Source organism: Planococcus sp. 107-1 (assembly GCF_021513255.1).
Classification (GTDB): Bacteria; Bacillota; Bacilli; order Bacillales_A; family Planococcaceae; genus Planococcus.
Genome location: NZ_CP090977.1, coordinates 1,173,779 through 1,198,408, shown reverse-complemented (window position 1 = coordinate 1,198,408; position 24,630 = coordinate 1,173,779). Strand labels below are relative to the sequence as shown.

25 protein-coding genes, 3 pseudogenes and 2 riboswitches are annotated in these 24,630 nt (G+C 43.8%); of the genes and pseudogenes, 3 read left to right on the top strand and 25 right to left on the bottom strand.

Annotation, left to right across the window (positions count from 1 at the left end):
• Positions 1 to 107: 107 nt before the first annotated feature.
• Both L0M13_RS06340 and L0M13_RS06335 read right to left on the bottom strand, forming a co-directional pair.
• Positions 108 to 470: a HesB/IscA family protein gene (locus L0M13_RS06340; protein ID WP_235198785.1), complete on the bottom strand. Its 363-nt coding sequence runs from the start codon at positions 468 to 470 to the stop codon at positions 108 to 110.
• A 112-nt stretch (positions 471 to 582) separates the two neighbouring features.
• Complete coding sequence (locus L0M13_RS06335; RefSeq protein WP_052652153.1) at positions 583 to 819, bottom strand: NifU family protein; 237 nt, start codon at positions 817 to 819, stop codon at positions 583 to 585.
• Positions 820 to 901: 82 nt separating this feature from the next.
• On the opposite strand from L0M13_RS06335, the gene L0M13_RS06330 reads away from it, so the two are divergent.
• The gene (locus tag L0M13_RS06330) at positions 902 to 1,228 is read left to right on the top strand and encodes a YuzD family protein (RefSeq protein ID WP_235198784.1); all 327 of its coding nucleotides are present in this window, start codon (positions 902 to 904) and stop codon (positions 1,226 to 1,228) included.
• Between the two features lie 55 nt (positions 1,229 to 1,283).
• Here the strand turns inward: L0M13_RS06330 and L0M13_RS06325 are convergent, their stop codons facing one another.
• Positions 1,284 to 2,351 carry an NAD(P)/FAD-dependent oxidoreductase gene (locus L0M13_RS06325; protein ID WP_235198783.1) on the bottom strand — a complete coding sequence of 356 codons (1,068 nt, stop codon included), beginning with the start codon at positions 2,349 to 2,351 and terminating at the stop codon, positions 1,284 to 1,286.
• Between the two features lie 150 nt (positions 2,352 to 2,501).
• Between L0M13_RS06325 and L0M13_RS06320 the strand changes: the two genes are divergently transcribed.
• A complete protein-coding gene (locus L0M13_RS06320; protein ID WP_235198782.1) occupies positions 2,502 to 2,738 on the top strand; it encodes a YuzB family protein in 237 nt (78 codons plus the stop codon).
• 43 nt (positions 2,739 to 2,781) lie between these two features.
• On the opposite strand, the gene L0M13_RS06315 is transcribed toward L0M13_RS06320, so the two are convergent.
• The 10 genes and pseudogenes from L0M13_RS06315 to L0M13_RS06270 all read right to left on the bottom strand — a co-directional run bounded on the left by L0M13_RS06315 (position 2,782) and on the right by L0M13_RS06270 (position 12,354).
• Positions 2,782 to 3,546 carry a TIGR01457 family HAD-type hydrolase gene (locus L0M13_RS06315; protein ID WP_235198781.1) on the bottom strand — a complete coding sequence of 255 codons (765 nt, stop codon included), beginning with the start codon at positions 3,544 to 3,546 and terminating at the stop codon, positions 2,782 to 2,784.
• Positions 3,533 to 3,991, bottom strand: coding sequence for a DUF86 domain-containing protein (locus L0M13_RS06310; RefSeq protein WP_235198780.1), 459 nt, complete (start codon positions 3,989 to 3,991; stop codon positions 3,533 to 3,535). Before L0M13_RS06310 ends, L0M13_RS06315 begins: the two co-directional genes overlap by 14 nt.
• Before the next feature lie 84 nt (positions 3,992 to 4,075).
• Positions 4,076 to 4,420, bottom strand: a complete 345-nt coding sequence (locus L0M13_RS06305) for a YutD family protein (RefSeq protein ID WP_235198779.1) — start codon at positions 4,418 to 4,420, stop codon at positions 4,076 to 4,078.
• Between the two features lie 15 nt (positions 4,421 to 4,435).
• Complete coding sequence (lipA, locus tag L0M13_RS06300; protein ID WP_235198778.1) at positions 4,436 to 5,359, bottom strand: lipoyl synthase; 924 nt, start codon at positions 5,357 to 5,359, stop codon at positions 4,436 to 4,438.
• A gap of 169 nt (positions 5,360 to 5,528) precedes the next feature.
• Positions 5,529 to 5,642, bottom strand: coding sequence for a methionine/alanine import family NSS transporter small subunit (locus L0M13_RS06295; protein WP_235198777.1), 114 nt, complete (start codon positions 5,640 to 5,642; stop codon positions 5,529 to 5,531).
• 14 nt (positions 5,643 to 5,656) lie between these two features.
• The gene (locus tag L0M13_RS06290) at positions 5,657 to 7,177 is read right to left on the bottom strand and encodes a sodium-dependent transporter (protein WP_235198776.1); all 1,521 of its coding nucleotides are present in this window, start codon (positions 7,175 to 7,177) and stop codon (positions 5,657 to 5,659) included.
• Between the two features lie 193 nt (positions 7,178 to 7,370).
• The gene (locus L0M13_RS06285) at positions 7,371 to 8,948 is read right to left on the bottom strand and encodes a Na+/H+ antiporter NhaC family protein (RefSeq protein ID WP_235198775.1); all 1,578 of its coding nucleotides are present in this window, start codon (positions 8,946 to 8,948) and stop codon (positions 7,371 to 7,373) included.
• A 103-nt stretch (positions 8,949 to 9,051) separates the two neighbouring features.
• Positions 9,052 to 9,233, bottom strand: a riboswitch (Lysine riboswitch).
• Positions 9,234 to 9,306: 73 nt separating this feature from the next.
• Complete coding sequence (locus L0M13_RS06280) at positions 9,307 to 10,533, bottom strand: bifunctional metallophosphatase/5'-nucleotidase (protein WP_311195633.1); 1,227 nt, start codon at positions 10,531 to 10,533, stop codon at positions 9,307 to 9,309.
• Positions 10,534 to 10,664: 131 nt separating this feature from the next.
• A pseudogene (locus tag L0M13_RS06275) lies at positions 10,665 to 11,493 on the bottom strand (sulfite exporter TauE/SafE family protein).
• Positions 11,493 to 12,354 (bottom strand): annotated as a pseudogene (locus L0M13_RS06270) (DUF72 domain-containing protein). The pseudogenes L0M13_RS06275 and L0M13_RS06270 overlap by 1 nt, the downstream one beginning before the upstream one ends.
• Before the next feature lie 238 nt (positions 12,355 to 12,592).
• Here L0M13_RS06270 and L0M13_RS06265 point away from each other — a divergent pair.
• On the top strand, positions 12,593 to 13,204 hold the full coding sequence (locus L0M13_RS06265) for a DNA alkylation repair protein (RefSeq protein ID WP_311195662.1): 612 nt from the start codon (positions 12,593 to 12,595) through the stop codon (positions 13,202 to 13,204).
• Between the two features lie 77 nt (positions 13,205 to 13,281).
• On the opposite strand, the pseudogene sufB reads toward L0M13_RS06265, so the two are convergent.
• From sufB to L0M13_RS06205, 12 genes and pseudogenes are all read right to left on the bottom strand, one after another.
• Positions 13,282 to 14,678: pseudogene (sufB, locus tag L0M13_RS06260) on the bottom strand (Fe-S cluster assembly protein SufB).
• A gap of 20 nt (positions 14,679 to 14,698) precedes the next feature.
• Positions 14,699 to 15,139, bottom strand: a complete 441-nt coding sequence (gene sufU, locus L0M13_RS06255; RefSeq protein WP_052652178.1) for a Fe-S cluster assembly sulfur transfer protein SufU — start codon at positions 15,137 to 15,139, stop codon at positions 14,699 to 14,701.
• Positions 15,129 to 16,358 carry a cysteine desulfurase gene (locus L0M13_RS06250; RefSeq protein ID WP_235198774.1) on the bottom strand — a complete coding sequence of 410 codons (1,230 nt, stop codon included), beginning with the start codon at positions 16,356 to 16,358 and terminating at the stop codon, positions 15,129 to 15,131. Before L0M13_RS06250 ends, sufU begins: the two co-directional genes overlap by 11 nt.
• A complete protein-coding gene (sufD, locus tag L0M13_RS06245) occupies positions 16,358 to 17,662 on the bottom strand; it encodes a Fe-S cluster assembly protein SufD (protein ID WP_235198773.1) in 1,305 nt (434 codons plus the stop codon). The genes L0M13_RS06250 and sufD overlap by 1 nt, the downstream gene beginning before the upstream one ends.
• Before the next feature lie 18 nt (positions 17,663 to 17,680).
• Entirely contained in the window at positions 17,681 to 18,460 is a 780-nt protein-coding gene (gene sufC, locus L0M13_RS06240) for a Fe-S cluster assembly ATPase SufC (RefSeq protein ID WP_235198772.1), read from the bottom strand.
• Positions 18,461 to 19,070: 610 nt separating this feature from the next.
• Positions 19,071 to 19,604 (bottom strand): hypothetical protein, encoded by a 534-nt coding sequence (locus tag L0M13_RS06235; RefSeq protein WP_235198771.1) that lies wholly within the window; start codon positions 19,602 to 19,604, stop codon positions 19,071 to 19,073.
• Between the two features lie 106 nt (positions 19,605 to 19,710).
• The gene (locus L0M13_RS06230) at positions 19,711 to 20,877 is read right to left on the bottom strand and encodes a dicarboxylate/amino acid:cation symporter (RefSeq protein ID WP_235198770.1); all 1,167 of its coding nucleotides are present in this window, start codon (positions 20,875 to 20,877) and stop codon (positions 19,711 to 19,713) included.
• 198 nt (positions 20,878 to 21,075) lie between these two features.
• The gene (locus tag L0M13_RS06225; RefSeq protein WP_235198769.1) at positions 21,076 to 21,894 is read right to left on the bottom strand and encodes a MetQ/NlpA family ABC transporter substrate-binding protein; all 819 of its coding nucleotides are present in this window, start codon (positions 21,892 to 21,894) and stop codon (positions 21,076 to 21,078) included.
• Positions 21,895 to 21,930: 36 nt separating this feature from the next.
• The gene (locus tag L0M13_RS06220; RefSeq protein ID WP_235198768.1) at positions 21,931 to 22,599 is read right to left on the bottom strand and encodes a methionine ABC transporter permease; all 669 of its coding nucleotides are present in this window, start codon (positions 22,597 to 22,599) and stop codon (positions 21,931 to 21,933) included.
• Positions 22,592 to 23,617, bottom strand: coding sequence for a methionine ABC transporter ATP-binding protein (locus L0M13_RS06215; protein ID WP_235198767.1), 1,026 nt, complete (start codon positions 23,615 to 23,617; stop codon positions 22,592 to 22,594). Before L0M13_RS06215 ends, L0M13_RS06220 begins: the two co-directional genes overlap by 8 nt.
• An 85-nt stretch (positions 23,618 to 23,702) precedes the next feature.
• Positions 23,703 to 23,806, bottom strand: a riboswitch (SAM riboswitch).
• Between the two features lie 48 nt (positions 23,807 to 23,854).
• Positions 23,855 to 24,166 (bottom strand): thioredoxin family protein, encoded by a 312-nt coding sequence (locus L0M13_RS06210; protein WP_235198766.1) that lies wholly within the window; start codon positions 24,164 to 24,166, stop codon positions 23,855 to 23,857.
• Positions 24,167 to 24,171: 5 nt separating this feature from the next.
• Positions 24,172 to 24,510 (bottom strand): ribonuclease M5, encoded by a 339-nt coding sequence (locus tag L0M13_RS06205; protein ID WP_052652187.1) that lies wholly within the window; start codon positions 24,508 to 24,510, stop codon positions 24,172 to 24,174.
• Positions 24,511 to 24,630 lie beyond the last annotated feature (120 nt).

Sequence of the window (24,630 nt, the reverse complement as noted above, 5' to 3'; positions counted from 1 at the left end):
AAATGCATTCACCAGTTAGCCATTATTAATATTCGATTCCCTTCCTATCCTCCCTTTATAGGCAAAATAAAACACCTTCCATTTAAAAGGAAGGTGTTCTTAACGTATTAGCAGTTTTCCGGTGTCCCTGCTTTTTTAGCTGTCCGGAATGAAGTTCCGCATCCGCATGAAGCGATTGCATTCGGATTTTCAATGGTGAACCCGCCGCCCATTAACGATTGCTTATAATCAACGACAGTCCCATTTAAAATAGGGGCATCTTCTTTTGCCACGAGGATTTGAAGCCCGAACTGTTCCAGCACATCATCTTCTGGTCCATGTTCTTTCTCAAACCCCATGCCGTAAGTCAATCCGCTGCAGCCTCCGCCTTTTACAGCGACACGAAGATACGAGCCTTCTTCTTCGTTATGGCGCATCATTTCTTTTACTTGAAAAGAAGCTGCTTCTGTAATCTCAACTACTTGTGCCATGTTATCGCCTCCTTATACCCATCATAGCAATATTGCCCAAAGCCATTCAAGCAACCCGCTCTGCAAGTTTGAATATGTAACAAAAAAGGGACCTATGAAAGGTCCCTTGGCATTAAAATACTTGTTCTACTTCTACAACGCCAGGAACTTCTTCCATTAACGCACGTTCAATCCCTGCTTTTAAGGTAATGGTCGAACTTGGGCAGCTTCCGCATGCACCAAGAAGACGAAGTTTTACGATCCCATCTTCTACATCCACTAATTCACAGTCCCCGCCGTCACGCAAAAGGAATGGACGTAATTTATCTAAGACTTCCATTACTTGATCTTCCATCAAAGCTTCAGTCATTTATATCGACTCCTTTCATTATAATCATTATAATGTGATTGAGTAGAAAAAGCCACTATTGAATTTCCAGGAGGTCTAGAAAATGACAAAAGAAATTTCCATCGAAGTGTACGGAACCGAAGTAATCTGTGCAAGTTGCGTGAATGCCCCTTCTTCCATTGATACGTATGAATGGCTGCAAGCGGCAATTTCTAGAAAATACAAAGGCCAGCCATTTTCAATTACGTATATCGATATTGAGAAACCACAGACGGAAGCACATCAGAAAGACTACGCCGAGCGCATCTTGGAAGATGAATTTTTCTATCCGCTTGTATTAGTGGAAGGCGAAGTGGTCGGCGAAGGCTATGTCCAATTGAAACCGGTCTACAAAGAACTCGAAAAGCACGGCTTTTCTCCTGCAGAATAAACGATTCCATACAAAAAGCGCGCTCATCCTAAAATGAGCGCGCTTTTTGTATGAATCAGCCATTATGCCATTTGTACATCCAAAGCACACCGGATTTCATGAGGCGCGCAATGCGCCCGGTAACCGTCCGATCTGCGAGATAAGCAAACCCTTGCTTTTTCCCAAGGGAGCCAAGGAAGCCTTTTAATTTAATTTCAGGCATTGTTTCAGGAAGCGGCTTGTCTCTCCAAGTCAACTTCAATACTTCAACGATCTGTTCTGCCTGCTCTTCAGCAAGCTGTGCCGATGGAGCCATTGGCACAGCTGCACAGTCGCCAACCACATAGACATGTTCGTCGTTCGGCAATTGATGGTATTGGTTGATGACGACGCGCCCGCTGCTGTCACTTTCAAGCGCAAGGTCGCGAACCGGTTTGACCGGCTGAATGCCGGCTGTCCATACAACGGCATCGACCGGAATCGTTTCTTCGTGGTTATAAAGAAGATTCGGTTCGACTTTTGTAATATTCGAATTGGAAACCACATCAACATTGTGATTATCAAACCATTTTTTTACGAAATTACTCAAACGCTCCGGAAAATCACGCAAAATACGCGGACTGCGGTCAAATAATTTGATGTTCAAATCGCGTCTGCTTTCGCGCAATTCACTTGCAAGTTCGATTCCGCTAAGACCCGCTCCGACAATTCCGACAACTGCGCCAGATGGCAGGCCTAAAAGTGTTTTGAAGGTTTCGCGTGACTTGCCGATTGTCTGGATGCTGTAAGTGAATTCATCCGCTCCCGGCACGCTATGGTATTTGTCTTCACAGCCTAATCCGATCACCAGGTCATCGTATTGAACGCGGTCTCCATTTTCCATTAGCACACATTTATCTTCCAAGTCGATTTCAAGAATTTCTCCATGGACGAGCGATAAGCGGTCGCTTTCCGGAAAAGCTACCCGCACCTCATGGTCGGATGCCGTTCCCGCTGCAAGTGCATAGAATTCTGTTTTCATACTGTGGAAAGGTGTACGGTCGATCAAGATGATTTCTGTATCCAGGGGTAAATTGTTTGGCAATAAACGAAGCAATATCCGCATATTGCCGTATCCTCCGCCAAGTAAGACTAGTTTTCGCATAAAAATCTCCTTTTATTTCATCTGTCTGCTTAATTTCTCAAATATGAGTATAGCTGATTGTGATAACTTTCACAATACATTCCAAAGAAATCAAATAATTGACTATCGCTATAAAAAAAGGTAGGATTTCGTAGTAGCGAGGTGACCAAAATGAAACCGATTGTTGAATTTTGTATTAGCAACATGGCAAACGGATCACAAGAATCGTTTGAGAAATTGGAAAGCGATTCAAATTTGGATGTATTGGAATATGGCTGTTTAAGTTACTGCACCCAATGTGCAGAATCCTTATATGCGTTGGTTAACGGTGAAATCGTCGAAGCCGATACACCTGAAGAATTGACAAAGAAAGTCTATGAATTTATAGAAGAAAACCCTTTATTCTGAGCCGCTTCCTGCGGCTTATTTTTTTACCCGAAATTCTCCACGCCTAAACTTCCCATAAAGCCAGACTCTCTAGTGCATGGGTAGGTTGAATGTCTTTCTTAAGCACGTCTTCCATCGGTGTGACCCCAGTATTGACATGAACCGTATCAATTCCAAAATGGATGCCGGCTAAAATATCCGTCTCGTAATTATCACCGATCATCACCATTTCCTCTTTTTCGAATCCATGTTCATAAAGAATGGCATCCAGCATATGCCCTTCCGGTTTTCCGATATAGACCGGCTCCACTCCTGTCGAAGCGGCCACTAAAGTTGTAAATGCTCCGTTACCAGGCACAAGCCCCCGTTCGGATGGAAAAGCAAGATCACGGTTCGTCGATAAGAAAACGGCCCCTTTCCGAATTTCCAGGCAGGCAACGGCTAATTTTTCGTAATTGATGCCAGGGTCGATCCCCATCACCACGACGTCTGCATTTTCCTCCACTTGCACAATGCCTTCTTGCTGAAGCGCATCTTTCAAACCATCTGACCCGATCATATAAACGCTTTTGTTCGGATACCAGCGGCTGATGTATTTCGCTGCGGCAATTGCCGAGGACATGATTTGCTGATTTTCTGTCACTACACCGAACTTCGCCAGTTTCGAATTCAACTGCGTTTGCGTCATTGATGCATTATTGGTCACAAAAAAAGGCTCGATGCCTTTTGCTTGGAGCCGAGCCACAAAATTTGGCGCTTCCGGTACGGCTTCTTTTCCCCGATAAACCGTTCCATCTAAATCAAGGCAATACGCTTTATAATTTTTCATTTTTATTCTCCGGCAAAAATGCTGAAACCGGCCCAAGCTCGTGCTCCAGGTAATACTCCACTTTAGGTCCGAAATTCTTAAGCTCTTCGAGATTTTGGTTTAACACTTCCTGCAATTCTTGATGATCGACAGCTGCAAATTCGCGCACCAGCATTTTCCGCAAACCGATGACTTGTTTTAACGGCTCATCCATTTCAGGCGTCACCACTTTTTCATCCGTCAGAATATCGATAATGTCCTCATAGCTTCCCGGATCGCGCATGATAAATCCATCAATCATCGAGTTGCCTACATCAATAATCGATTCAATGACATTGCTAGCCACCCGTTCCAGCGCAAGCTCATCTGTCAGAGAAGCCCAGTCTCCCTTCTCTTCGTACAATGCGATTAGTTTCCCCATATAAGTTACCGTTTCTGTAATTTTGTTTCGGTCAATAAAGTACATCTTATACCCTCCTGATGATCTGTTCTTTTCATGGTATTTCCACCTTCTATCATATCACAGGCGCAAAGAAAAACCCTCGGCGGATCATGCATCCGCTTCGAGGGTTTCCGTGGCTGGTTCTGGAATTTCTTTCGTTTCCGGTGCTGGCTCAGGCGCTTTTCCGACTTTCTTTATGACAAAATAAGCGCAGCCAAAATTGCAGTATTCATACAGATAATCCTGCAGTGTGCTGATTTTCGTATCGTATGTGGCTTTATGGTTCGTGTCTTCAAAAAAGCCTTTCAGGCGCAATTGGCCATATCCCCAATCGCCCAGAATGTAATCGTATTTGGAAAGGATTTCGCTGTACCGATTATTCAAAGCTTCTTCCTGGAAGCCTTCCCGGTAATCGATGATCACTTCGTATTCCCATTTATCAATCGTAACCATGTTCGTCTTCACCTCTTAACTGTTAACTCCTGCAACTTGCTGATCCCCGAGACGTTGACGTTCTTTTGCAGCGGCATTAACTTGCTCATCCGCATGGTAGCTGCTCCGAACCAATGGCCCTGCTTGGCAATGCGAGAAGCCTTTTGTCATCGCAATTTCCCATAATTCCTTAAATTCTTTCGGCGAATAGTATTTCTGCACTTTTAAATGTTTTTTCGAAGGCTGTAAATATTGGCCGATTGTCATGATGTCTACGTCATTCGCACGCAAATCATCCATCACTTCAATTATTTCCTCTTTTGTCTCCCCTAAACCGATCATCAAAGAAGATTTCGTCGGAATTTCCGGATACATTTCTTTAGAACGCCGAAGCAGTTCAAGCGAACGGTCGTATTTGGCACGCGCTCTTACTCTTGGCGTCAAACGCCTCACCGTTTCAATATTATGGTTTAAAATATCCGGTTGTGCGTCCATCAAAGTCCTTAAGTTCTCTTCGCTTCCGCCCATATCCGAAGGAAGCACTTCCACTGTCGTAAACGGATTTTTCCTTTTAATCGCACGCACCGTTTCTGCAAACACTTCAGAACCGCCGTCTCTAAGATCGTCGCGGGCAACCGCTGTAATGACCGTATGCTTTAAATTCATCAGCTTAACGGAATCTGCGACCCGCTCAGGTTCTTGAAGGTCCAGCTCATTTGGAAGGCCGGTCTGAACTGCACAAAACCGGCAAGCGCGTGTACAGACCGCACCTAAAATCATGAAAGTGGCTGTCCGCCGGCTTCCCCAGCATTCATGGATGTTCGGACATTTCGCTTCTTCACAAACAGTATTCAAGTTGTTTTCACGCATCATTTTCTTTAAATCTGTGTAATTTTCATTTGTATTAAGCTTAATTTTCAACCAATCGGGTTTTCTAAGATGTTCTTGCTTTTCTGGCATTGCTACATCATCCCTTCGGTGCTTGGTTTTATGTATTCGCTCATGGTCCCTTCCAAATGTACCATAATATATCACCGCCTACAATAAGCTCTGCCATCTTCTGTAAAACGAAAAACCCGGAAGCGAATAGCTTCCGGGCCCATGATAGTAAACCAATAAAAGTTTGAAATTATGCGTTTCGGTTGGCTCTGCTTTTGCTGACGGCATTCCCGATACTTGCAGCAAGACCGCCCCAGATGATAACCATTCCGATGATCATTACGACTATTGCACTAGTTGACATATGGTGAACCTCCCTTATTTGTTTTCGTCATACTGCGCATGGTCTTTATGCCATTTGCCAATTGAGAAGAGGATTCCAAGAACAAGTGCGCCTGCCGCTACTGCGACGCCTCCAGTCAGTGTAAACATATTGGAGTAGCCTTCATAGTTCCCAGTCTCATTATCAAACTCCTGAAGAATATTCAGCTTCAAAAGGCCGAACATCATGTAGCCTAAGACGATTGGGGTAATGATGCCTAAGCTGAATTTCCACCAGCCGCCAAGTCGAATATCCGAAATGGCATTGGCATGTTCTTGAAGCATTCCTGCTTTGCGGAATACCCAAACCACTAGGACAACTTCTACAAGTCCGATGAATGCAACACCGAATTGGTTGATGTAGTAATCGGCAAGATCCAAGAAGAACAAGCCGCCCTGAGTTGCAAATAGGATAGAAATCAAAGCAGCAAGTCCGCCGCCAAACAGAACTGCTTTCTTACGCGAAATGCCGAATTTCTCAGAAAAACCAGCTACATAAGTTTCAGTGATGGAAATCAAGGAAGTCAATCCAGCAAGCGTCAATGACAGGAAGAACAATGCACCGAACAGGCCATTGAATCCTGGGAATTCATTGATGATTTGCGGGAATACAACAAATGCCAGCCCGACGCCAGCTGATGCTACGTCCGCCACGGCCACCCCTTGTTGGCTAGCCATGAACCCAAGTGCTGCGAAAACGCCAATCCCTGCCAATAATTCGAAAGCCGAGTTGGCAAATCCAGTGATAAAGGCGTTATTGGTAATATCCGATTTTTTCGGAAGATAACTTGCATAAGTGATCATAATCGCAAATGCTACCGATAAACTGAAGAAAATATGGCCATAAGCTGCTACCCAGACCGAAGGATCCATTATGGCATCAAAATTCGGTTTGAAGAATGCATCTAATCCCATAGCCGCTCCGTCCAACGTGACAGCGCGAATAACAACAATCAAGAAAATCACGACTAAAGTTGGAATGAAAATGCGGTTAGCCATTTCAATTCCTTTTTTAACTCCGGCAAGCAAGATGCCGAGTGTAATGATCCAGACAAGTGCGAGCGGAATAAATACACCCCATACTATTCCACCAGTTTCGCCTGGCTGTACAGTCAATTGCAAGAAATCATTGAATAGGAATCCTTCTGTATCGTCTCCCCAAGCTTGATTGAAGGAGAAAATCGTGTATCGCATTGCCCATGCGATAATGACCGCATAATAGACGGATATGACGAATGACACGAAGACGGCCCACCAGCCCATCCATTCCAATTTCTTGCCGCTCATTCTGAAGAATGATAACGGTGCCGATCCGCGGTACTTATGTCCAATGGTGAATTCCAAAATAAGAATTGGTATCCCTGCGGTTAACAGAGCGAATAAGTACGGTATAAAGAATGCTCCTCCACCATTTTCATAGGCAACATATGGAAAACGCCAAATGTTCCCTAAACCTACCGCTGAGCCGACAGCCGCCATAATAAATCCGGCTCGCGTACCCCATTGCGAACGTTCCATCTCTCTTCCCCCTTAGTGTTCTTCCATTTTTCTTACAGAAAAATAGGAAGTTTGTTTATTTTCAGATTATTGCTAATCTAAAAATAGTATAACGAGGGAGTTTGGCAAAGTAAAGATAATTTCTCGTTTTTTTTAATTAAAACTATTTGCGAAATAATAAAAAAGCAGAGAAGTCACTTCTCTGCTTTCAAATTTATACTAGTTTATTGTGTTTTTCAGCAATAGTCGTGCGTCTTGACCAAACGATGAATAATATCGCCAAAATAACAATCACTACGCCTAAAGACAGCAAAAGTGAGTTTGTGAACCCTATGACAATATACCCTACCGCAGCAATTAACGCGGCTGTAATAGCATAAGGCAACTGGGTAATCACATGGTCCATATGATTGCTTCCTGCTCCTGTAGAGGAAAGGATTGTCGTATCTGAAATCGGCGAACAATGATCGCCGAATACAGCTCCTGCTAAAACGGCTGAAAGCGTCGGCAATAATAATTCCGGTTCAGCTTGAGACATAATCTGCCCAGCAATTGGCAGCAAGATCCCGAATGAACCCCAAGATGTTCCTGTAGAAAATGCCATGATGCCTGCTAGCAAAAACAGCAAAACTGGAAGAATTGAAGTCGGCATATTAGCTTCGGTAACAACATCTGCTAAATATTTTCCGGTCTCAAGACTATCGATCAGATAAGTCAATGACCAAGCGAAGATAAGAATCATCACTGCACCCAACATCGATCTAACTCCAGCCAAAATTCCTTTTGCTACCCAACCGGCATTGGCTGTTTCGTTTTTGCGCATTTGCAGCAAGTAAAGAATGACGGAAGTTAATGCCCCCAATACGCCGCCCACTAGAAGAGAAGCAGGTACATCCGTATTTTCGAAAATCAGCCAAATATCAAAAACTTGTTCCGCATTTTGATAGCCGGTCCACATCATTGCACTGACAGTTCCTACGACCAATACGAAGATCGGCAATAATAAATCCAGAACCCGGCCATGTGAATGGCTTGGAAATTCTTCTTTCATTTCACCTGGAATCGTTTTATCCGGATCGAATAATTGGCCTTTTGTAAGAGCTAGGGTTTCATGCTTTTTCATCTCGCCAAAATCCACATCTCGAATTGCGACAAAAAAGACGATTGCAAGAGAAGCAACCACATAAAAGTTCATCGGTGCCATCCAAATGAACGCTTCCAAAGCTGACGACTCGACATAAGTCTGCCCTGCCAAAATGGTGGCTACAATTCCGATAATGGCTGCGCCCCAGCTTGATACCGGCGAAATAACGCAGACAGGCGCGGCTGTAGAATCGATAAAGTAAGCCAGTTTCGCACGAGAGACTTTATAACGGTCTGTAATCGGGCGTGCGACTTGCCCGACAGCAAGTGCATTAAAGTAATCGTCAATGAAAATGACAATACCTAATGCGACTGTAACAACTTTTGCCCCTCTTCTCGACTTGATCCGAGTCGATGCCCACTCAGCAAAAGCATGGCTTCCTCCTGATAAGCTGACGAAAGCGGTAATGATTCCTAAAAGCAGTAGGAAAAGAATAATGAAAAAATTATAAGCATTAAAGCCTTCATCCCAAAAAATAACTGCAAAAGACGTATAAAGCTCTTTTAAAGCGGCTACCGGAGCAAATGAGGTATAGATAAATGCTGCAGCGACAATCCCGGCTCCAAGGGACAGCAACACGCGCCGCGTTAATAGCACCATCGCAATGGCGATGATTGGCGGCAAGATTGAATAAATCGTGTTCTCCATGAAAAATCCTCCTTTTTTGTAGGATGGAAGAGAAAAAAGGCTGATTGTCACCGTTAGGGTACAATCAGCCTTCTACAATTCGTCTGTGTGATAATACATCAAACATCCCTGTAGCTCTTCATTTGTGCAAAGCACAAATGACAGTGCCATTCTTCTTCAGAATGACCCCAGCACTTTTTCCATTGACTCTGAAAAAAGAACTTCGGCAAAATTTCCTTTCGAATGCGTTCAACGTTGTCAAACTCGCGCATTGTACTGATAAATTCCGCAGCCTCTACCCATCGATATAATTCATTTCTTAGTTAGCATAGCCGATATTTTTTTGAAAATCAAATAAGTTTATACTTTGAATATTCACTCATTTAAGCGCTTTGCTTCTAAAATACTGGCTAAAGACGTCCCGCAGGAATTCAGGCATGAAGTATTTCTTAGGCGCCCTTTTTAACGAAGGGAAGAAATAACCAAAAGTGAACATATCCAAAGTAATCAATTTATAAGTTTCTTCCGGATTTGCCGGAATGCCGCCAATGAATAATTGGTGATTCTCCATCGATAAGTTGATGCGGATCATTTTGCCGAACACCGCCCCACGGAAACCCATCCCTTTCAATTCAATAGTCGGCCATTCGGCGTTCAAGGATTGGAGAAAGATTTCTTTCAGTTCGGCGCCTGTCAATTCGATCAGGCAAGGATTGATCGGATGCGGAAGCATCTTATGGAAATCATAGCGCGTCGCTGTTCCAAGCGGCATATTTTCCATAAATAACCCGGCATTGAAAATGGCGCAGTCCGCTCCTGAAAAATCAAGCATCGCTTCCCCGAACAATTCTGCGAGTTTCGAGTCTTTGAACCATTCCGCATCAAGTACTTGCTCATTATAGAAAATCGGATCATTTAATTGTTCTTTTCCTTGTGCGATCAGCAACTCATCAAAATCTTCTTCGACACTTTGAAGCATAGCGGTTTCAATCAATTCCGCTTGTTTCTTGCCGCTTTGAAGATCAACCGTAATGTGTCCGATATAGATGCCGAATTTACCGGCTGCTCCAAGCATCGTATTTCCGATCATTTTGCCATCATGGAAAATATGATGCGTATGGGCTCCGAGCAATACATCGATCTCCGGACACAAGTCCACCAATTGCTCATCTTCTTTAATGCCGAGATGCGACAGACAGATAATGAGATCGGCTTGATCTTTTATGGCCTCAACCGCTTGGACTATGGAATCTTTTGCGTCGGTAACGGACCAGCCCAGTCGCCGGTAAAACGGCGTAAACTCTGCAGTAGCCCCAACCAACGCAATTTTCAAGCCGCTCTTCGCTTCCATTAGTTGAAAGGGTTTTGCCCAATTCGGCCGGCTGCCGTCCAATTCGAACAAATTGGAGACGATGACGTCAAAATCGGCTTGCAGATAAAGCGTGTCAAGCTCTTCCTTAGCCAAGGTGATGCCTTCATTATTGCCGATGGTCACCGCATCGTAGCCTGCATCGTTCAATAATTCGATATTTCCTTTCCCTGAAGTTCCTTCAGTGAAAGGATGCGAGCGGTCAACATGGTCACCAATATCGAGAATGAGGCACATATCCCCCCGCTTCTTCGTGCCAACGCTTTCGCTCTTTTAGCAGCGCCCGGATGCGCGGCCAATTTGAAAAATGGCTATGCACATCGTTTGTATGATAAATGTGAAGGGTTTCACCCATGACTTACACCTCTTTAAGAACTAAATATTCCTTCGTAAATAGACCGCAGTCCGAGAACCAATAAAGCAATCCGCAAAATAACGACGAGTGTATCGGAATTCAATTTTTTATTTAATGCGGCCCCTATTTTTGCACCGATATAGGCACTGGGAACAACTGCTAATGTGTAAAGCCAAGGCACATTGCCGAGTGAAATATGGGTGATGGAATTTACAATAGCCGATAAAAACACCATGAACATCGAAGTCCCGACCGCTACATGTGGAGGAAATAGAAAAAGAAGAATCATTGCCGGCACCATGATTGATCCTCCACCGATGCCAAATAAGCCGGATGCAAATCCGACGGAAAATGTCAGAAGAAGCGCAAACCATACCGGATAGCCGTATACGTACTCCTTATTCATCGAATCCCGGAACGTGAAATTGCGGCCATTTTGTACAAACCACCGCACTGCTTTTAAGCGGTCTTTGACCAATAATAACAAAGCCAGAAAAACTAATAAAAACCCAAAATACAATTGAAACGAAGGAAGATCCAGGCCTTTATTGACAAAAGCACCAATGATGGTTCCCGGTACGCTGCCAGCGAAGAAAATCAGCCCGCCTCCGGTAATCCACCGTTTTGACTTTCATATAGGAAAGTGTCGAGGATAGCCCCGTGAAAATCATCATGACCACGGAAAGCCCAACGATTTGTTGAGGCGGAAGTTCAGGAAAAAAGACGAAAGAAGTGCCAAGAAAAAGCATAGCTGGCACTAAGATCACACCGCCGCCGAGTCCGATTAATGCGCCAACGATGCCTGAAAGCAAACCGACAAGCGCAATCAGCAAGAAGACCATTAAAACCCTCCGTCAAATAAATCGAGCTGCTTCGGTGATAAGCCGTTGAATTCCAAGCCGTTCATTTGCTGGAATTGCTTTGCATCACCAGCGGCATGGCCTCCTGAATTGTTGTTGAAAACAACATACACCCGATCTGTTGATTTCTCCAGAAGTTTGGCTGCTTCGCTGATTTCATTTAATTCTTTTTCATTGTAATCGTAAAGATAGCGAACTTCCCGCCATTTTTGGCCATGGCCAGGATTCAGCCAGCCGTGGACGTTGCGCCCGTGGAGCCTGATCAGCACTTTATCTTCGCGGGTAGATACAGGAACCAATGGAATTGATCCCTCGCCTGCTTGTGGTTCATCGCAGACCGAATGGATCAGGTTGTTTTTCCCTAAAAAATTCAAGCGTCTTCTCGCGAAGCTCCGGTGCATACCAAGATTGGTGTCGAAATTCCACCGCTAAGTCAAATTCTTTCAGGCGACCGGTGATTTCCCGGATCTGCTCGACATTTTCTTTTTGGCAATCGAACCAAGGCGGGAATTGCAATAAGACCATGGCCAGTTTCCCTGCCTCTTTTAAGGGGCGAATGGATAAGATAAAAGCTTCAAACATTTGATCGCGGCTTTCAAAAGGGTTCTCCCCCCGCTGATGCCCGGTCATCCCTTGATAGGCTTTGACGACAAATTGGAACCCTTCGGGCGTTTCATCGATCCATTTCCGGATATTCCGTTCAGGTTGGACCGCATAGAAAGAAGAATCCAATTCCACGATTGGAAAATGTGCGCTATAGTCAATCAGCTTTTCTGTTTTTTTAGAACCTGGGCTATAGACATCCGGATGGTCGCCCCATCCAGTCAATCCTACATATATCATGAGTCCGCCTCCAATATTCGTTGTTATTTTATGATAGCATAGAAAAAATAAGACGTCTTTTAAGAGTGCCTTTAGAGGGAAAGCTGCCCTCTTAGTTGAAAGCTTGCCTTATCTCTTTTTTCCCAGTTCCCTAAAAAAATACACCTCCATGGAGAAGAGGAGCCGATCCCTTTGAAAAAACAATGGAACCGCGAAACACTCATTGAGAAATTCGAAGCCAACCGCAATGAACAATTAGCTGTGCCGATGGCCGCTTACATGCGGAACCAATTCCCTTTTTCTCGGCATCAAAACACCCCTAAGAAACGCGTTATTAAAGCAGCATTTTTTAGAATGCGAATTGCCGCATCCACCACAGCTTTTCGAAGAGGTATGGAAACTCTACAACTTGCCGGAGCGGGAATACCAATATGCCGCTATCGCCTTGCTCGAAAAAACGAAACATCATTTGACGCTTCAAGACCTGCCCAATTTGAGGCAGCTCATTGAAAGCAAGTCCTGGTGGGATAGTGTCGATTCAATCGCTCCGAGGATAGTTGGCCATGTCATTAGTGAGGAATGCCTTAACGGGGCACCTATCATGCTTGAATGGTCCTATGCCGATAATCTATGGACAAATCGCTCTGCCATTTTGCATCAATTAAAATACAAACGGGAAACCGATACCGAATTGTTAACTTCAATTATTCGGCAACATGCAGCTTCTAAAGAGTTTTTCATCCAAAAAGCAATTGGTTGGGCATTGCGGGAATATGCCAAAACGGATGCGGAATGGGTACGGTCTTTTACTGCACATCACTCGCTCATGCCGCTCAGCAGGCGGGAAGCCTTGAAGAATATCGAAAAATAATAGAGGCGCTTCTTAATTTCCAATAAATATAAAAAGCCCGATGCCATATTGGCACCGGGCTTTTCGTATTGAAAAAATTAACCGATCGAGCCTTCCATTTCGAACTTGATTAAACGGTTCATTTCTACCGCATATTCCATTGGAAGTTCTTTCGTGAATGGTTCGATGAAGCCCATAACGATCATTTCTGTCGCTTCTTGCTCAGAAACGCCGCGGCTCATCAAGTAGAACAATTGCTCTTCAGATACTTTCGAAACTTTCGCTTCGTGCTCTAATGAAACATTGTCGTTCAAGATTTCATTGTAAGGAATCGTATCAGAAGTTGACTGGTTATCCATGATCAACGTATCACATTCAATGTTTGAACGTGCGCCATCCGCCTTACGTCCGAAACGGACAATTCCTCGGTACGATACTTTACCGCCTTGTTTCGAAATGGATTTCGAAACAATCGATGATGAAGTATTCGGAGCCAAGTGAATCATTTTAGCTCCAGCATCCTGGTGCTGACCTTTCCCTGCAATTGCAATCGAAAGCGTCATTCCGCGAGCGCCTTCGCCGCGCAGGTAAACTGCTGGGTATTTCATTGTCAATTTAGAACCGATGTTGCCATCAATCCATTCCATTGTTCCGTTCGCATCAACGAATGCGCGTTTCGTTACAAGGTTATAGACGTTGTTTGCCCAGTTCTGGATCGTTGTATAACGGCAATATGCATCTTTTTTCACGATAATCTCAACTACTGCTGAGTGAAGTGAGTTGGTTGTATAAACCGGTGCTGTACACCCTTCTACATAGTGAACGCTTGCGCCTTCATCAACAATGATCAGCGTACGTTCAAATTGCCCCATATTTTCCGAGTTGATGCGGAAATAAGCTTGTAGCGGAGATTCCACTTTGATGCCTTTTGGTACATAGATGAAAGATCCACCAGACCATACAGCTGTGTTCAACGCAGCAAATTTATTGTCAGCAGCCGGAATAACCGTCTGCCAGTATTCTCTGAACAAGTCTTCGTTTTCACGAAGCGCAGCATCTGTGTCTTTAAAGACGATGCCCATGTCCTCAAGTTCCACTTTCATGTTGTGGTAAACAACTTCTGATTCGTACTGTGCAGAAACACCGCAAGGTATTTTTGTTCTGCTTCAGGAATCCCAAGTTTGTCGAATGTCGCTTTGATTTCTTCTGGAACTTCGTCCCAAGAAGTTTGGCTCGCTTCAGATGGTTTTACGTAATACGTAATTTCATCGAAGTTCAACGAACCTAAATCTCCGCCCCATTGCGGCATCGGCATTGAATAGAATAATTTCAATGCTTTTAAGCGTGATTCCAGCATCCATTCAGGTTCACTTTTGATATTCGAAATTTCACGAACGATATCTTCAGTCAATCCACGTTTAGAGCGGAAAACTGAAACGTCTTTATCGTGGAACCCATATTTATAATCACCGATTTCCGGCATTTTTTTAGCCATCATCGTTCCTCCGTTCTTTGTTACGATTTGTCTTCGTTTTGCACGCCTTTTTCCATAGCTTTCCAAGCAAGAGTTGCACATTTGATCCGCGCTGGGAATTGTGAAACGCCTTGCAAGGCTTCTATATCACCAAGGTCAATAGAATCATCATAATCTTTTCCGAGCATCATGTCTGAAAAGATGCTTGAAAGTTTCATCGCTGTATCGACATCTTTCCCTTTGACAGCTTGCGTCATCATTGAAGCTGATGCCATTGAAATCGAGCATCCTTCTCCATCGAATTTCGCATCTTTAACGATGCCATCTTCAACTTGCAAAGTCAAATGAATACGGTCGCCGCAAGTCGGGTTATTCATGTCGATTTTCACGTTTTCGTTTTCAAGCGTGCCTTTATTGCGCGGCGTTTTATAATGATCCATGATTACGCGTCGGTATAATTGATCTAAATTATTAGTAGACATCGTTGAAATACTCCTTTGCCGAACGCAATCCTTCTACTAAACGGTCGACATCCGACTCGCTATTATATAGGTAGAAGCTTGCGCGTGCTGTAGCTGATACCTCCAGCCATTTCATAAGAGGCTGAGCACAATGGTGTCCGGCACGAACAGCAATGCCGTTCATATCAAGGACGGTTGCCACATCATGAGGATGAACATCATCCAAGTTGAACGTCACAATGCCCGCACGTTTCGCAGGATCTTTCGGTCCGTAAATTGAAAGGCCTTCGATCCCACTCATTTTGTCCATTGCATAGGCAGCCATTTGATGTTCATGTTTTTCAATTTCGTTCAATCCGATTTCGTTCAGGAAGTCGATAGCTGCACCGAGTGCAACCGCTCCAGCGATAATCGGAGTTCCGCCTTCAAATTTCCAAGGCAGTTCTTTCCATGTGGAGTCGTATAATCCAACGAAATCAATCATTTCTCCGCCAAATTCGACAGGTTCCATGTCATTCAATAAAGCTTTTTTGCCATATAAAACGCCGATGCCTGTCGGACCACACATCTTATGTCCGGAAAAAGCGAAGAAATCACAATCCAGCTGCTGTACATCAATTTTCAGATGCGGCGCAGCTTGTGCTCCGTCCACTACCATAATTGCTCCATTTTCATGGGCAATCTCAGCAACTTCCTTCACAGGATTCATCGTTCCAAGAACATTGGATACATAAACCATTGAAACGATTTTCGTACGTTCAGTTACTGCGGCACGAACTTGCTCCAATGAAATGGTTCCATCTTCTTCAAGCTCGACGTATTTCAAGATGGCTCCGCGTTCTTTTGCCAATTGCTGCCATGGAATGATATTGGAATGGTGTTCCATGTAAGTAATGACGATTTCATCGCCTTCTTCAACATTGGCTCTGCCGTAGCTTTGGGCTACTAAATTAATTGCCGTTGTCGTTCCGCGAAGGAAGACAATTTCTTCTGTTGAATTGGCATTGATGAAATTCCGGACTTTTTCACGAGCGCCTTCATACTTTTCCGTAGCCCGATTCCCGAGGGTATGTACCCCTCGGTGGACATTGGAGTTATCGAATTCATAATAAGACTTTAATGCTTCGATCACTTGAACCGGTTTTTGGGAAGTAGCAGCGCTATCCAGATAAACAAGCGGATGGCCATTTATTTCCTGATTTAATATTGGGAAATAGCTTTTTATCTCTTGGTTAATCATTAGCGGACTTTCCTTTCGATAACCTCCGTCAATTGCTTTTTAACGCCTTCGATTGGCAGCACATTTACGACTGGTGCCAAGAAACCGTGAATAACAAGACGTTCAGCTTCTTGTTTTGTAATCCCGCGGCTCATTAAGTAATACAATTGAAGAGGATCAACGCGGCCGACAGATGCTGCGTGGCCTGCTGTTACATCGTCTTCATCGATCAGAAGAATTGGGTTAGCGTCTCCTCTGGCTTGAGGGCTTAGCATCAAGACACGCGATTCTTGCTCCGCGTTGGCTTTTGTTGCACCATGCTCGATTTTACCGATGCCATTAAAGATAGATGAAGCAGAATCTTTCATCACACCGTGCTTCAAGATTTGTCCATCAGAGTTTTTGCCCCAATGAATCACTTGAGTTGTAAAGTTCTGTTTTTGCGTTCCGCGGCCGACAACCACCATTTTTGTATCGCCGATTGAGTTATCGCCGATCAAGTGAGTTGTGTTTTCAGAAATCGTATCGCTATCGTTCATCATGCCGATCGCCCACTCAATGCGTGCATCACGTTTTGCGATCCCGCGGCGGTTCACGTAAGTTGTGAAGCCTTCTGCCAAAACGTCTACAGCCCCGTAAGTGATGCTTGCGTTGTCTTCAGCAATAACTTCAGAAACAATATTCGCCAATCCATTCGAATGCGGAATTGTCGAGAAATAGTTTTCGACATAAGTTACTTTACTGCTTGTATCAGCTACGACCAATACGTGGTTGAAAAGAGATGCCTGCTCGTCATCGTGGATGAAAACCACTTGTACCGGCTCTTCAATTTCAACATTTTTTGGAACGTATAGGAATACGCCGCCATTTAAAAGAGCTGCATGCAGAGAAGTCAATTTATGCTCTTCAGCACGAACCGCTTCTTTCATGAAGTATTTCCCGACAAGATCGCTATGTTCGCGGATTGCCGTAAAAATATCCGTCAAAATAACGCCTTTTGCTTTCAAGTCTTCTGAAAGAGCCGAATAAGCTGGAGTGTTATTGTGCTGGATATAAATATTTTTTTGTTTTAAGTCTACAACGGATTTCACTTCTTCCGGCAATTCTTCTAAAGAGCTGTAAGTTGAGCTCTCAACAGCGTGAACCGGGAATTCAGTGAAATTCCATTTATCGATTTTGGTTTTATCCGGTTTTGGCAGCGGCAACGCTTCTGCGGCTGCTAGCGCCTGGATGCGCAAGTTTGTAAACTCTTCTGGTTCTCTTTTAGAAGCCGAGAAGGAGCGCACGTCCTGCTCGGTCATTTTGATATTCGTTTCAACCGTCACGTTAGTCTCCCCTTCCAATTATGCTTCCTGTCCTACAGTCTCGTCTTCGATTCCAAGTTCAGCTTTAATCCAGTCGTAGCCTTCTGCTTCCAATTTTTGAGAAAGTTCTTCTCCGCCTGATTTCACGACACGTCCCTGCATCATCACATGGACATGGTCCGGAGTGATGTAGTTCAGCAAACGCTGATAGTGAGTGATAATCAAGCAGCCGAAGTCTTCGCCTCTCATTTGGTTAACGCCTTCAGACACGACTTTCAATGCATCGATATCCAAACCGGAGTCGATTTCATCAAGAACAGCGATTTTCGGTTTGATCATCATCATTTGAAGAATTTCGTTGCGTTTCTTTTCACCGCCGGAGAAACCTTCGTTCAAGTAGCGTTGAGCCATATCCTGGTCCATATCAAGAACTTCCATTTTTTTATCCAATTCACGGATGAATTTCATCAACGAAATTTCATCCCCTTCTTCGCGGCGGGCATTCATAGATGAACGCATAAAATCTGCATTCGTAACGCCTGAAATTTCACTTGGGTACTGCATTCCAAGGAAAAGGCCAGCGCGAGCGCGTTCATCGACTTCCATCTCAAGAACGTCTTCGCCGTCTAGCGTAATGCTTCCCTGCGTTACTTCATATTTTGGATGGCCCATAATTGCTGAAGCCAATGTAGATTTTCCAGTTCCGTTAGGTCCCATGATTGCGTGGATCTCACCTGTATTAATTGTTAAGTTCACACCTTTTAAAATCTCTTTGTCTTCGATTTTAACGTGTAAATCTGTAATGACCAAAGTTGACATGTAAATACCTCCATAAAGTGAATTTTGAATGGAAACCATTCTTAATTAGTATCATTCTAATCTTAACCGAAATTCACTTGAGTAGCAAATCTTTAAACCGAAACCGAAATTGCATAAAAAACAATTTACAACACTGATTTTATAAAGGTTTTTAACGAATACTCCTGTACGAGCTCCATTGGTTTTATTTTCAATACCGCATAACTAAATGAGAATACATATCAATAAAAAAACCAGCGCTCAATCGCGCTGGCTCTGGTTTTCTATTAGTCACGGTGTACTAGACGCTCTAAACGAGCAGCCACTTGCTGGCCTTGCTGATAATCTCGTTCTCTCCGTTGTTCCACTTTTACAATCTTGTCAGTGTCGTTTTGATATTCGTCGATACCAAATCCGTGTACATCTCTAAACGCCTGTTCCATCTTTTCGGTATGTTCAATTCCGTGTGAATCGATAATGAACCATTCCTCTCTGATTTTGTTTCACTCTTATTATACCCATTGCTTTCCAGTAAAAACCCATTTAAACGAAGTTTCCTGAAATTAGCCCCATTGTCGGATAAAAAATACGTAAAACAAAAGACCCAGCCAAAGCTGGGTCTTCAAAGTTATTATTGAGATACTTCATTAAGAAGGCTTGAAGGAATTAGCCCTTGCTCTTCTAATAAAGCGTTAAGTTTTTCATCAGCTTCCATGAATTTTGCGTTAGCCGCTTCAAAAGAAGGCGCTTCTTTTGTCAATTCTTCCGCTTTCATATCATATGCTTCTTTAATTGATGCAAATGATGTTTCAATGTCTGCTTGCTGCTCTTCTAGTTCAGCTGGAATTTCGATTCCTTCCACAGCTTTCGCCGCTTCTTCTGCTGAAGTTTTCGCTGCATCTTTCATTGTTTGAAGATCTGCACCTTCTGGAAGTGTTTCTTCCGCTTGAGCTGTTTCGTAAGCATTTAAGTCCGCATCAACAGCATTGATCGTTTTTGAAATGGAAAGATAGAATTTCATCATATCTTGTTTTACATCTGTATTTTGTTGAGCTGTTTCTTCTGTTTCTTTATCAGTTGAAGCTTTTTCATCTGATGCTGTATCATCGCTGCACGCCCCTAAAAATAAAGCAGCTGAGAATCCGATTGCAAGTAATTTCTTCATGTTGTTTCCCCCTTAGTATAATAATCCTTCCATATAATAGCATAAGCGATATGAAGGAGTATATAGTTGGGGGAATAGCCGGAATAGATCGAATTACGCATGTATTCTAAACTTTTTTGCCATTGGCAAAACGGTCTACGATAATCGCTAAAGCGCCGTCGCCCGTCACATTCGTTGCAGTTCCAAAACTATCCTGCGCCATATACAGCGCAATCATCAATGCAATCATTGTTGGATCGAAACCAAGCATCACTTCAAGCAAACCGAGCGCGGCCATAACAGCTCCCCCAGGTACGCCGGGAGCAGCAATCATGGTAACGCCAAGCATGAAGATGAATGGCAAGAAATCAGAGAACGAGGGATCTTGCCCCGTGATAAATAGAACGCCGATTGCACAAGAAACAAGCGTGATCGTGCTCCCAGACAAATGGATTGTTGCAAACAAGGGCACAGCGAAATCAACTACCCGTTCATTTGCACCAGTCTTTCGTGCTTGCTTCACTGTAACCGGAATCGTTGCTGCAGAAGACTGTGTGCCAAGTGCCGTAAAATAGGCAGGAAGCATAGTTTTCAATAGGAACAAAGGGTTTTTCTTAGTTAATGCACCAGCTGCTGAATACTGAACTGACAGCATCACCCAGTGCAGAATGATAATCATAACGAATACGACAGCAAAGAGCGAAAGAATCTTCGCTACCGCTCCCCCGTATGCCATATTCGCAAAGATGCCGAAGATGTGGAATGGCAGCAATGGAATAATGACATAAGAAATGACTTTTTCAATAATCGATTGAAATTCTTCAAAAAACGAAAGCATCGTTTTGCTGCCCGTCGAAGCCATTCCGATTCCAAGCAAGAATGCCAAAATCAAAGCAGTCATGACGCCGAATACCGGTTCCATTGGCATATCAATGAAAGAAGTGGCCAAGGATTTTGCAGGATCGTCAATGCCATTCATCGAACCTTTATCCATAAAGTTCGGCAAAATGGCAGTTGCCGCAAAGAAGGCCAAAATTCCTGCCACAATAGTCGAAGCATAGGCAAAACCCGTCGCAAGGCCCAGCAGTTTCCCAGATCCTTTCCCAAGCTTAGCAATTCCAGGTGCGATAAAACCAAGAATAATTAACGGCACGACAAAGTTAAGAAAATTTCCGAACACCGTAGTGAATGTCGCAAAAATGCGCGCCATCCATTCAGGCGCAAAAGAGCCGATTAGAACGCCTAATGCAATTGCCAGAATAATCCGGGGCAATAAGCCGAATTTGAACTTCATGCGATTGTCCTCCCTAGATGAACAAATGTATATTTTATTATTTAAAAATAGCACAGGAAGCAAATAATTGTAACCCATTAGTGTATTCTCGTAATATTTTCATTATTCCACAAACAAGTTTCAATTGATTTAACATCTAAATTTTATGCAATAAAAAAAGAAGGCCCAATTTTACTTGGACCTTCTCTTTGTCATTTATCAGTCGACCGGTACGACTGAACCGCCCCACTCTTCAAGGATGAAATCTTGGATTTCTTCTGATTTCAATACTTCAACCAGCGCTTTGACGTTTTCACTGTCTTCATCGCCAGCTCTTACGGCAATTACGTTTACGTAAGGCGACTCAGAGCTTTCAAGTGCAATTGAATCTTCTAACGGATTCAAGCCTGCATCGATTGCATAGTTCGAGTTGATCAATAAAGCATCGCCTTCCCCTGATTCATATAGCTGAACCATCAAAGCAGCTTCATAGTTTGCATCAAACTCAAGATTTTTCGGGTTTTCCACAACGTCGCTCACTTCTGCAACCGTCTTGTCGACGCCTTCCGCTAAAGTGATTAAACCTTCCGCTTCAAGAAGCGAAAGAATTCGTCCGTGGTCGGCTACCGAGTTGCTCATTAAAATCGTTGCGCCGTCCGGCAATTCATCTAATGATGCATATTTTTGGGAATAAACGCCGATCGGTTCGATGTGGATGCCGCCTGCATTTTCAAAATCATAACCGAATTCTTCGATTTGAGATTCCAGGTACGGAATGTGCTGGAAATAGTTCGCATCGATTTCTTCTGAATCCAAATCCTGGTTCGGCAAGATATAATCTTGATAAGTTTCAATTTCCAATTCAATGCCTTGCTCTTCAAGAAGCGGTTTGGCTTTTTCTAAAATCTCCGCGTGTGGCACGTTAGACGCTCCGACTTTTAATGTGCTTGACTCTTCTTCGCTTGACCCGCCGTTGTCGCTCCCGCACCCAGACAGTGCCAATACGGATAATAATGTTCCTGCTACAAGTTTCTTCATGTGTGTGATCTCCCTTTTTTCTATAATGTTTTTCTATTAACGCTTATCTGAGCGAGTGGTCATCCAGTCGCCGATAAATTGAATCGCAAATACAATGACCAATATTAAAATCGTCGCCATTAACGTGACGTCTTCGCGGCTTCGCTGGAATCCATCAAGAAAAGCCAAAGTTCCCAGTCCGCCTGCACCAATAATTCCAGCCATTGCCGTATACCCGACAAGGGCAATGGCTGTTACCGTAATTCCTGATAGCAACGCCGGCTTAGACTCCGGCAAAAGCACTTTGCGGATAATCGTCCAAGTGGTCGCTCCCATTGAACGTGCAGCTTCGATAACGCCTTTATCAATTTCTTTTAACGCGATCAACACCATCCGCGCATAAAACGGCGCTGCCCCGATGATCAAGGCAGGCAGAGCTGCGTTCGGCCCACGGATTGTACCGATCAGGAATTTCGTGAACGGGATCAATAAGATGATTAAGATGATAAAAGGAATAGAGCGGAAAATATTGACGAAAGCTCCAGTCAACCAATTGACGATGCTATTTGCCCATAATTGTTTAGGCGCTGTCAAAAATAATACAATTCCGAGAACCAGCCCAATGACAAAAGTGAAAAACGTAGACATCGCTGTCATGTAGAGCGTTTCAAGTGTCGCTTCCCACATGTTCTCCCAATCAACGTTCGGGAATAAGGACTCAATCATTTGACATCACCTCCGTTTGAACGCTTTCTGCATTCAAATAAGTGAGCGCCTCACTGATTTCCTGGGCAGAACCTTTCATCTGTAAGATTAAGGTTCCATAGGCTCCGCGTTGCGTATGCGCGATATTCCCTTGCACAATATTGACATCCACTGGATACTTGCGGATCAGCTGTGTCAAAATCGGCTGTTCGGTTTGGTCGCCTACAAAGACCAATTTCACCAATTCCCCAGTCGGATATAGCTTCCGCAAATTCTTGATCGTTTCCTGGGAATCTTCCGTGTCGGTTACTTGAGCTACAAAACGCTTCGTGATTTCTTCTTTCGGAGATTGGAAGACGTTCAGCACATCGCCAAGCTCTACTACGCGTCCGCCTTCCATGACGGCAACCCGGTGGCAGATTTTCCGGATGACGTGCATCTCATGGGTAATCAACACAATCGTTAGCCCGAGCCGTTTATTGATATCGACCAGCAATTCAAGAATCGAGTCTGTCGTCTGCGGATCAAGTGCCGATGTCGCTTCATCGCAAAGCAGCACTTCCGGTTCGTTTGCCAATGCCCGTGCGATGCCAACCCGCTGTTTCTGGCCGCCTGATAGCTGTGAAGGATATGCATTTTCTCTTCCTTTTAAGCCAACCAATTCGACCAGTTCCAATACGCGCGCATCTCGCTTGCTTTTAGGCACACCGGCAATTTCAAGCGGAAATTCGATATTCTCCTTGACGGTACGCGACCATAGCAAGTTAAAATGCTGGAAAATCATACTGACTTTCTGCCGTGCTTTGCGAAGATCATTGCCTTTTATTGCCGTAATGTTTTGGCCATTGATGACAACCGATCCATCGGACGGTTTTTCCAAACCGTTCAATAACCGGATCAAGGTACTTTTTCCGGCGCCGCTATAGCCGATAATGCCGAAAATTTCACCGGCTCCAATGGACAAGTCCACATGATCAACGGCGGTAAGAGAACCTTTTCCTGTATCGAAGACCTTCGATAATTTTTTCAATTCAATCATTATTTACAACTCCTACCCCAAAATAAAAAACCCTTCTGCGCAGAATTGAGCAGAAGGGTGAACGTGTAATGACACGATAACCGTTCTCTCATCTTCCAAAGTCAGACTTTGTGTGATTTGGCACCATTTCATTTTCATGACGGTTGCCGGGCTTCATAGGGCACTTCCCTCCACCACTCTTAATAAGAGTTACGATATTTAATTAGTATTCAGAAATTCAATTTACCATGCAGGGATTTATTCGTCAACAGTTTTTAACTTTTCATACAAAAAAGGCACTGAATGAAAAGCATAGATCTTTTCTTTCAACTGGCCGTTCTCTGTAATCAGCAGGCATGGCACGCTTTCGACTTGATACAAAGAAGCAATTTCCTGTACATAATTTAAATTCGCTTTGCCCAAGCGGACACTCGGGACCAGTTCTTTGACGACATCCATCATCTTAGAAGCAACCTGGCAGGTGCCGCACATGGGCGTATATAAATAATAAGCGGCTGATTCATGCGTATTTTTTTCTTTCAGCCACTCTTTATGTGTCCATTCATTCATCTTGTTCATCCCTCAGTTACTAGCTTATTGACTTGAACATTCGCTGAGATCAGCACATCAAGCAAAATCCGGATCGGCGTCGCCGCCACTTCCTTATAGCTTCGATTGATATAGAAATGCCGCGCTTCAGGGAATTCCCTTTTGACCAATTTCCGCAGCTGCTCACCGGATTTATCCGCATCCACCAAAATGATGATATCCAGATCCTCATAAGGCAGCAGCAACTCTTCAAGCCTTGACGCACTTACTGTACCATTTGTGCAAAGAATCGTCACGGGTTCTGCAATGAGCGGTGCAATTCTGGTTTTATCACTGCGCCCTTCTACCACAATCACCTTTTCCATAAGACTACACCTCACTGGAAATAGATAGCTGCCTCAACTAGTTAGAGCCTTTTAAGCAAGAGTTAATACTCTTATTATAAAACGATTGCTCGATTTGTTCTAGAATCCTGCTTATAGCGG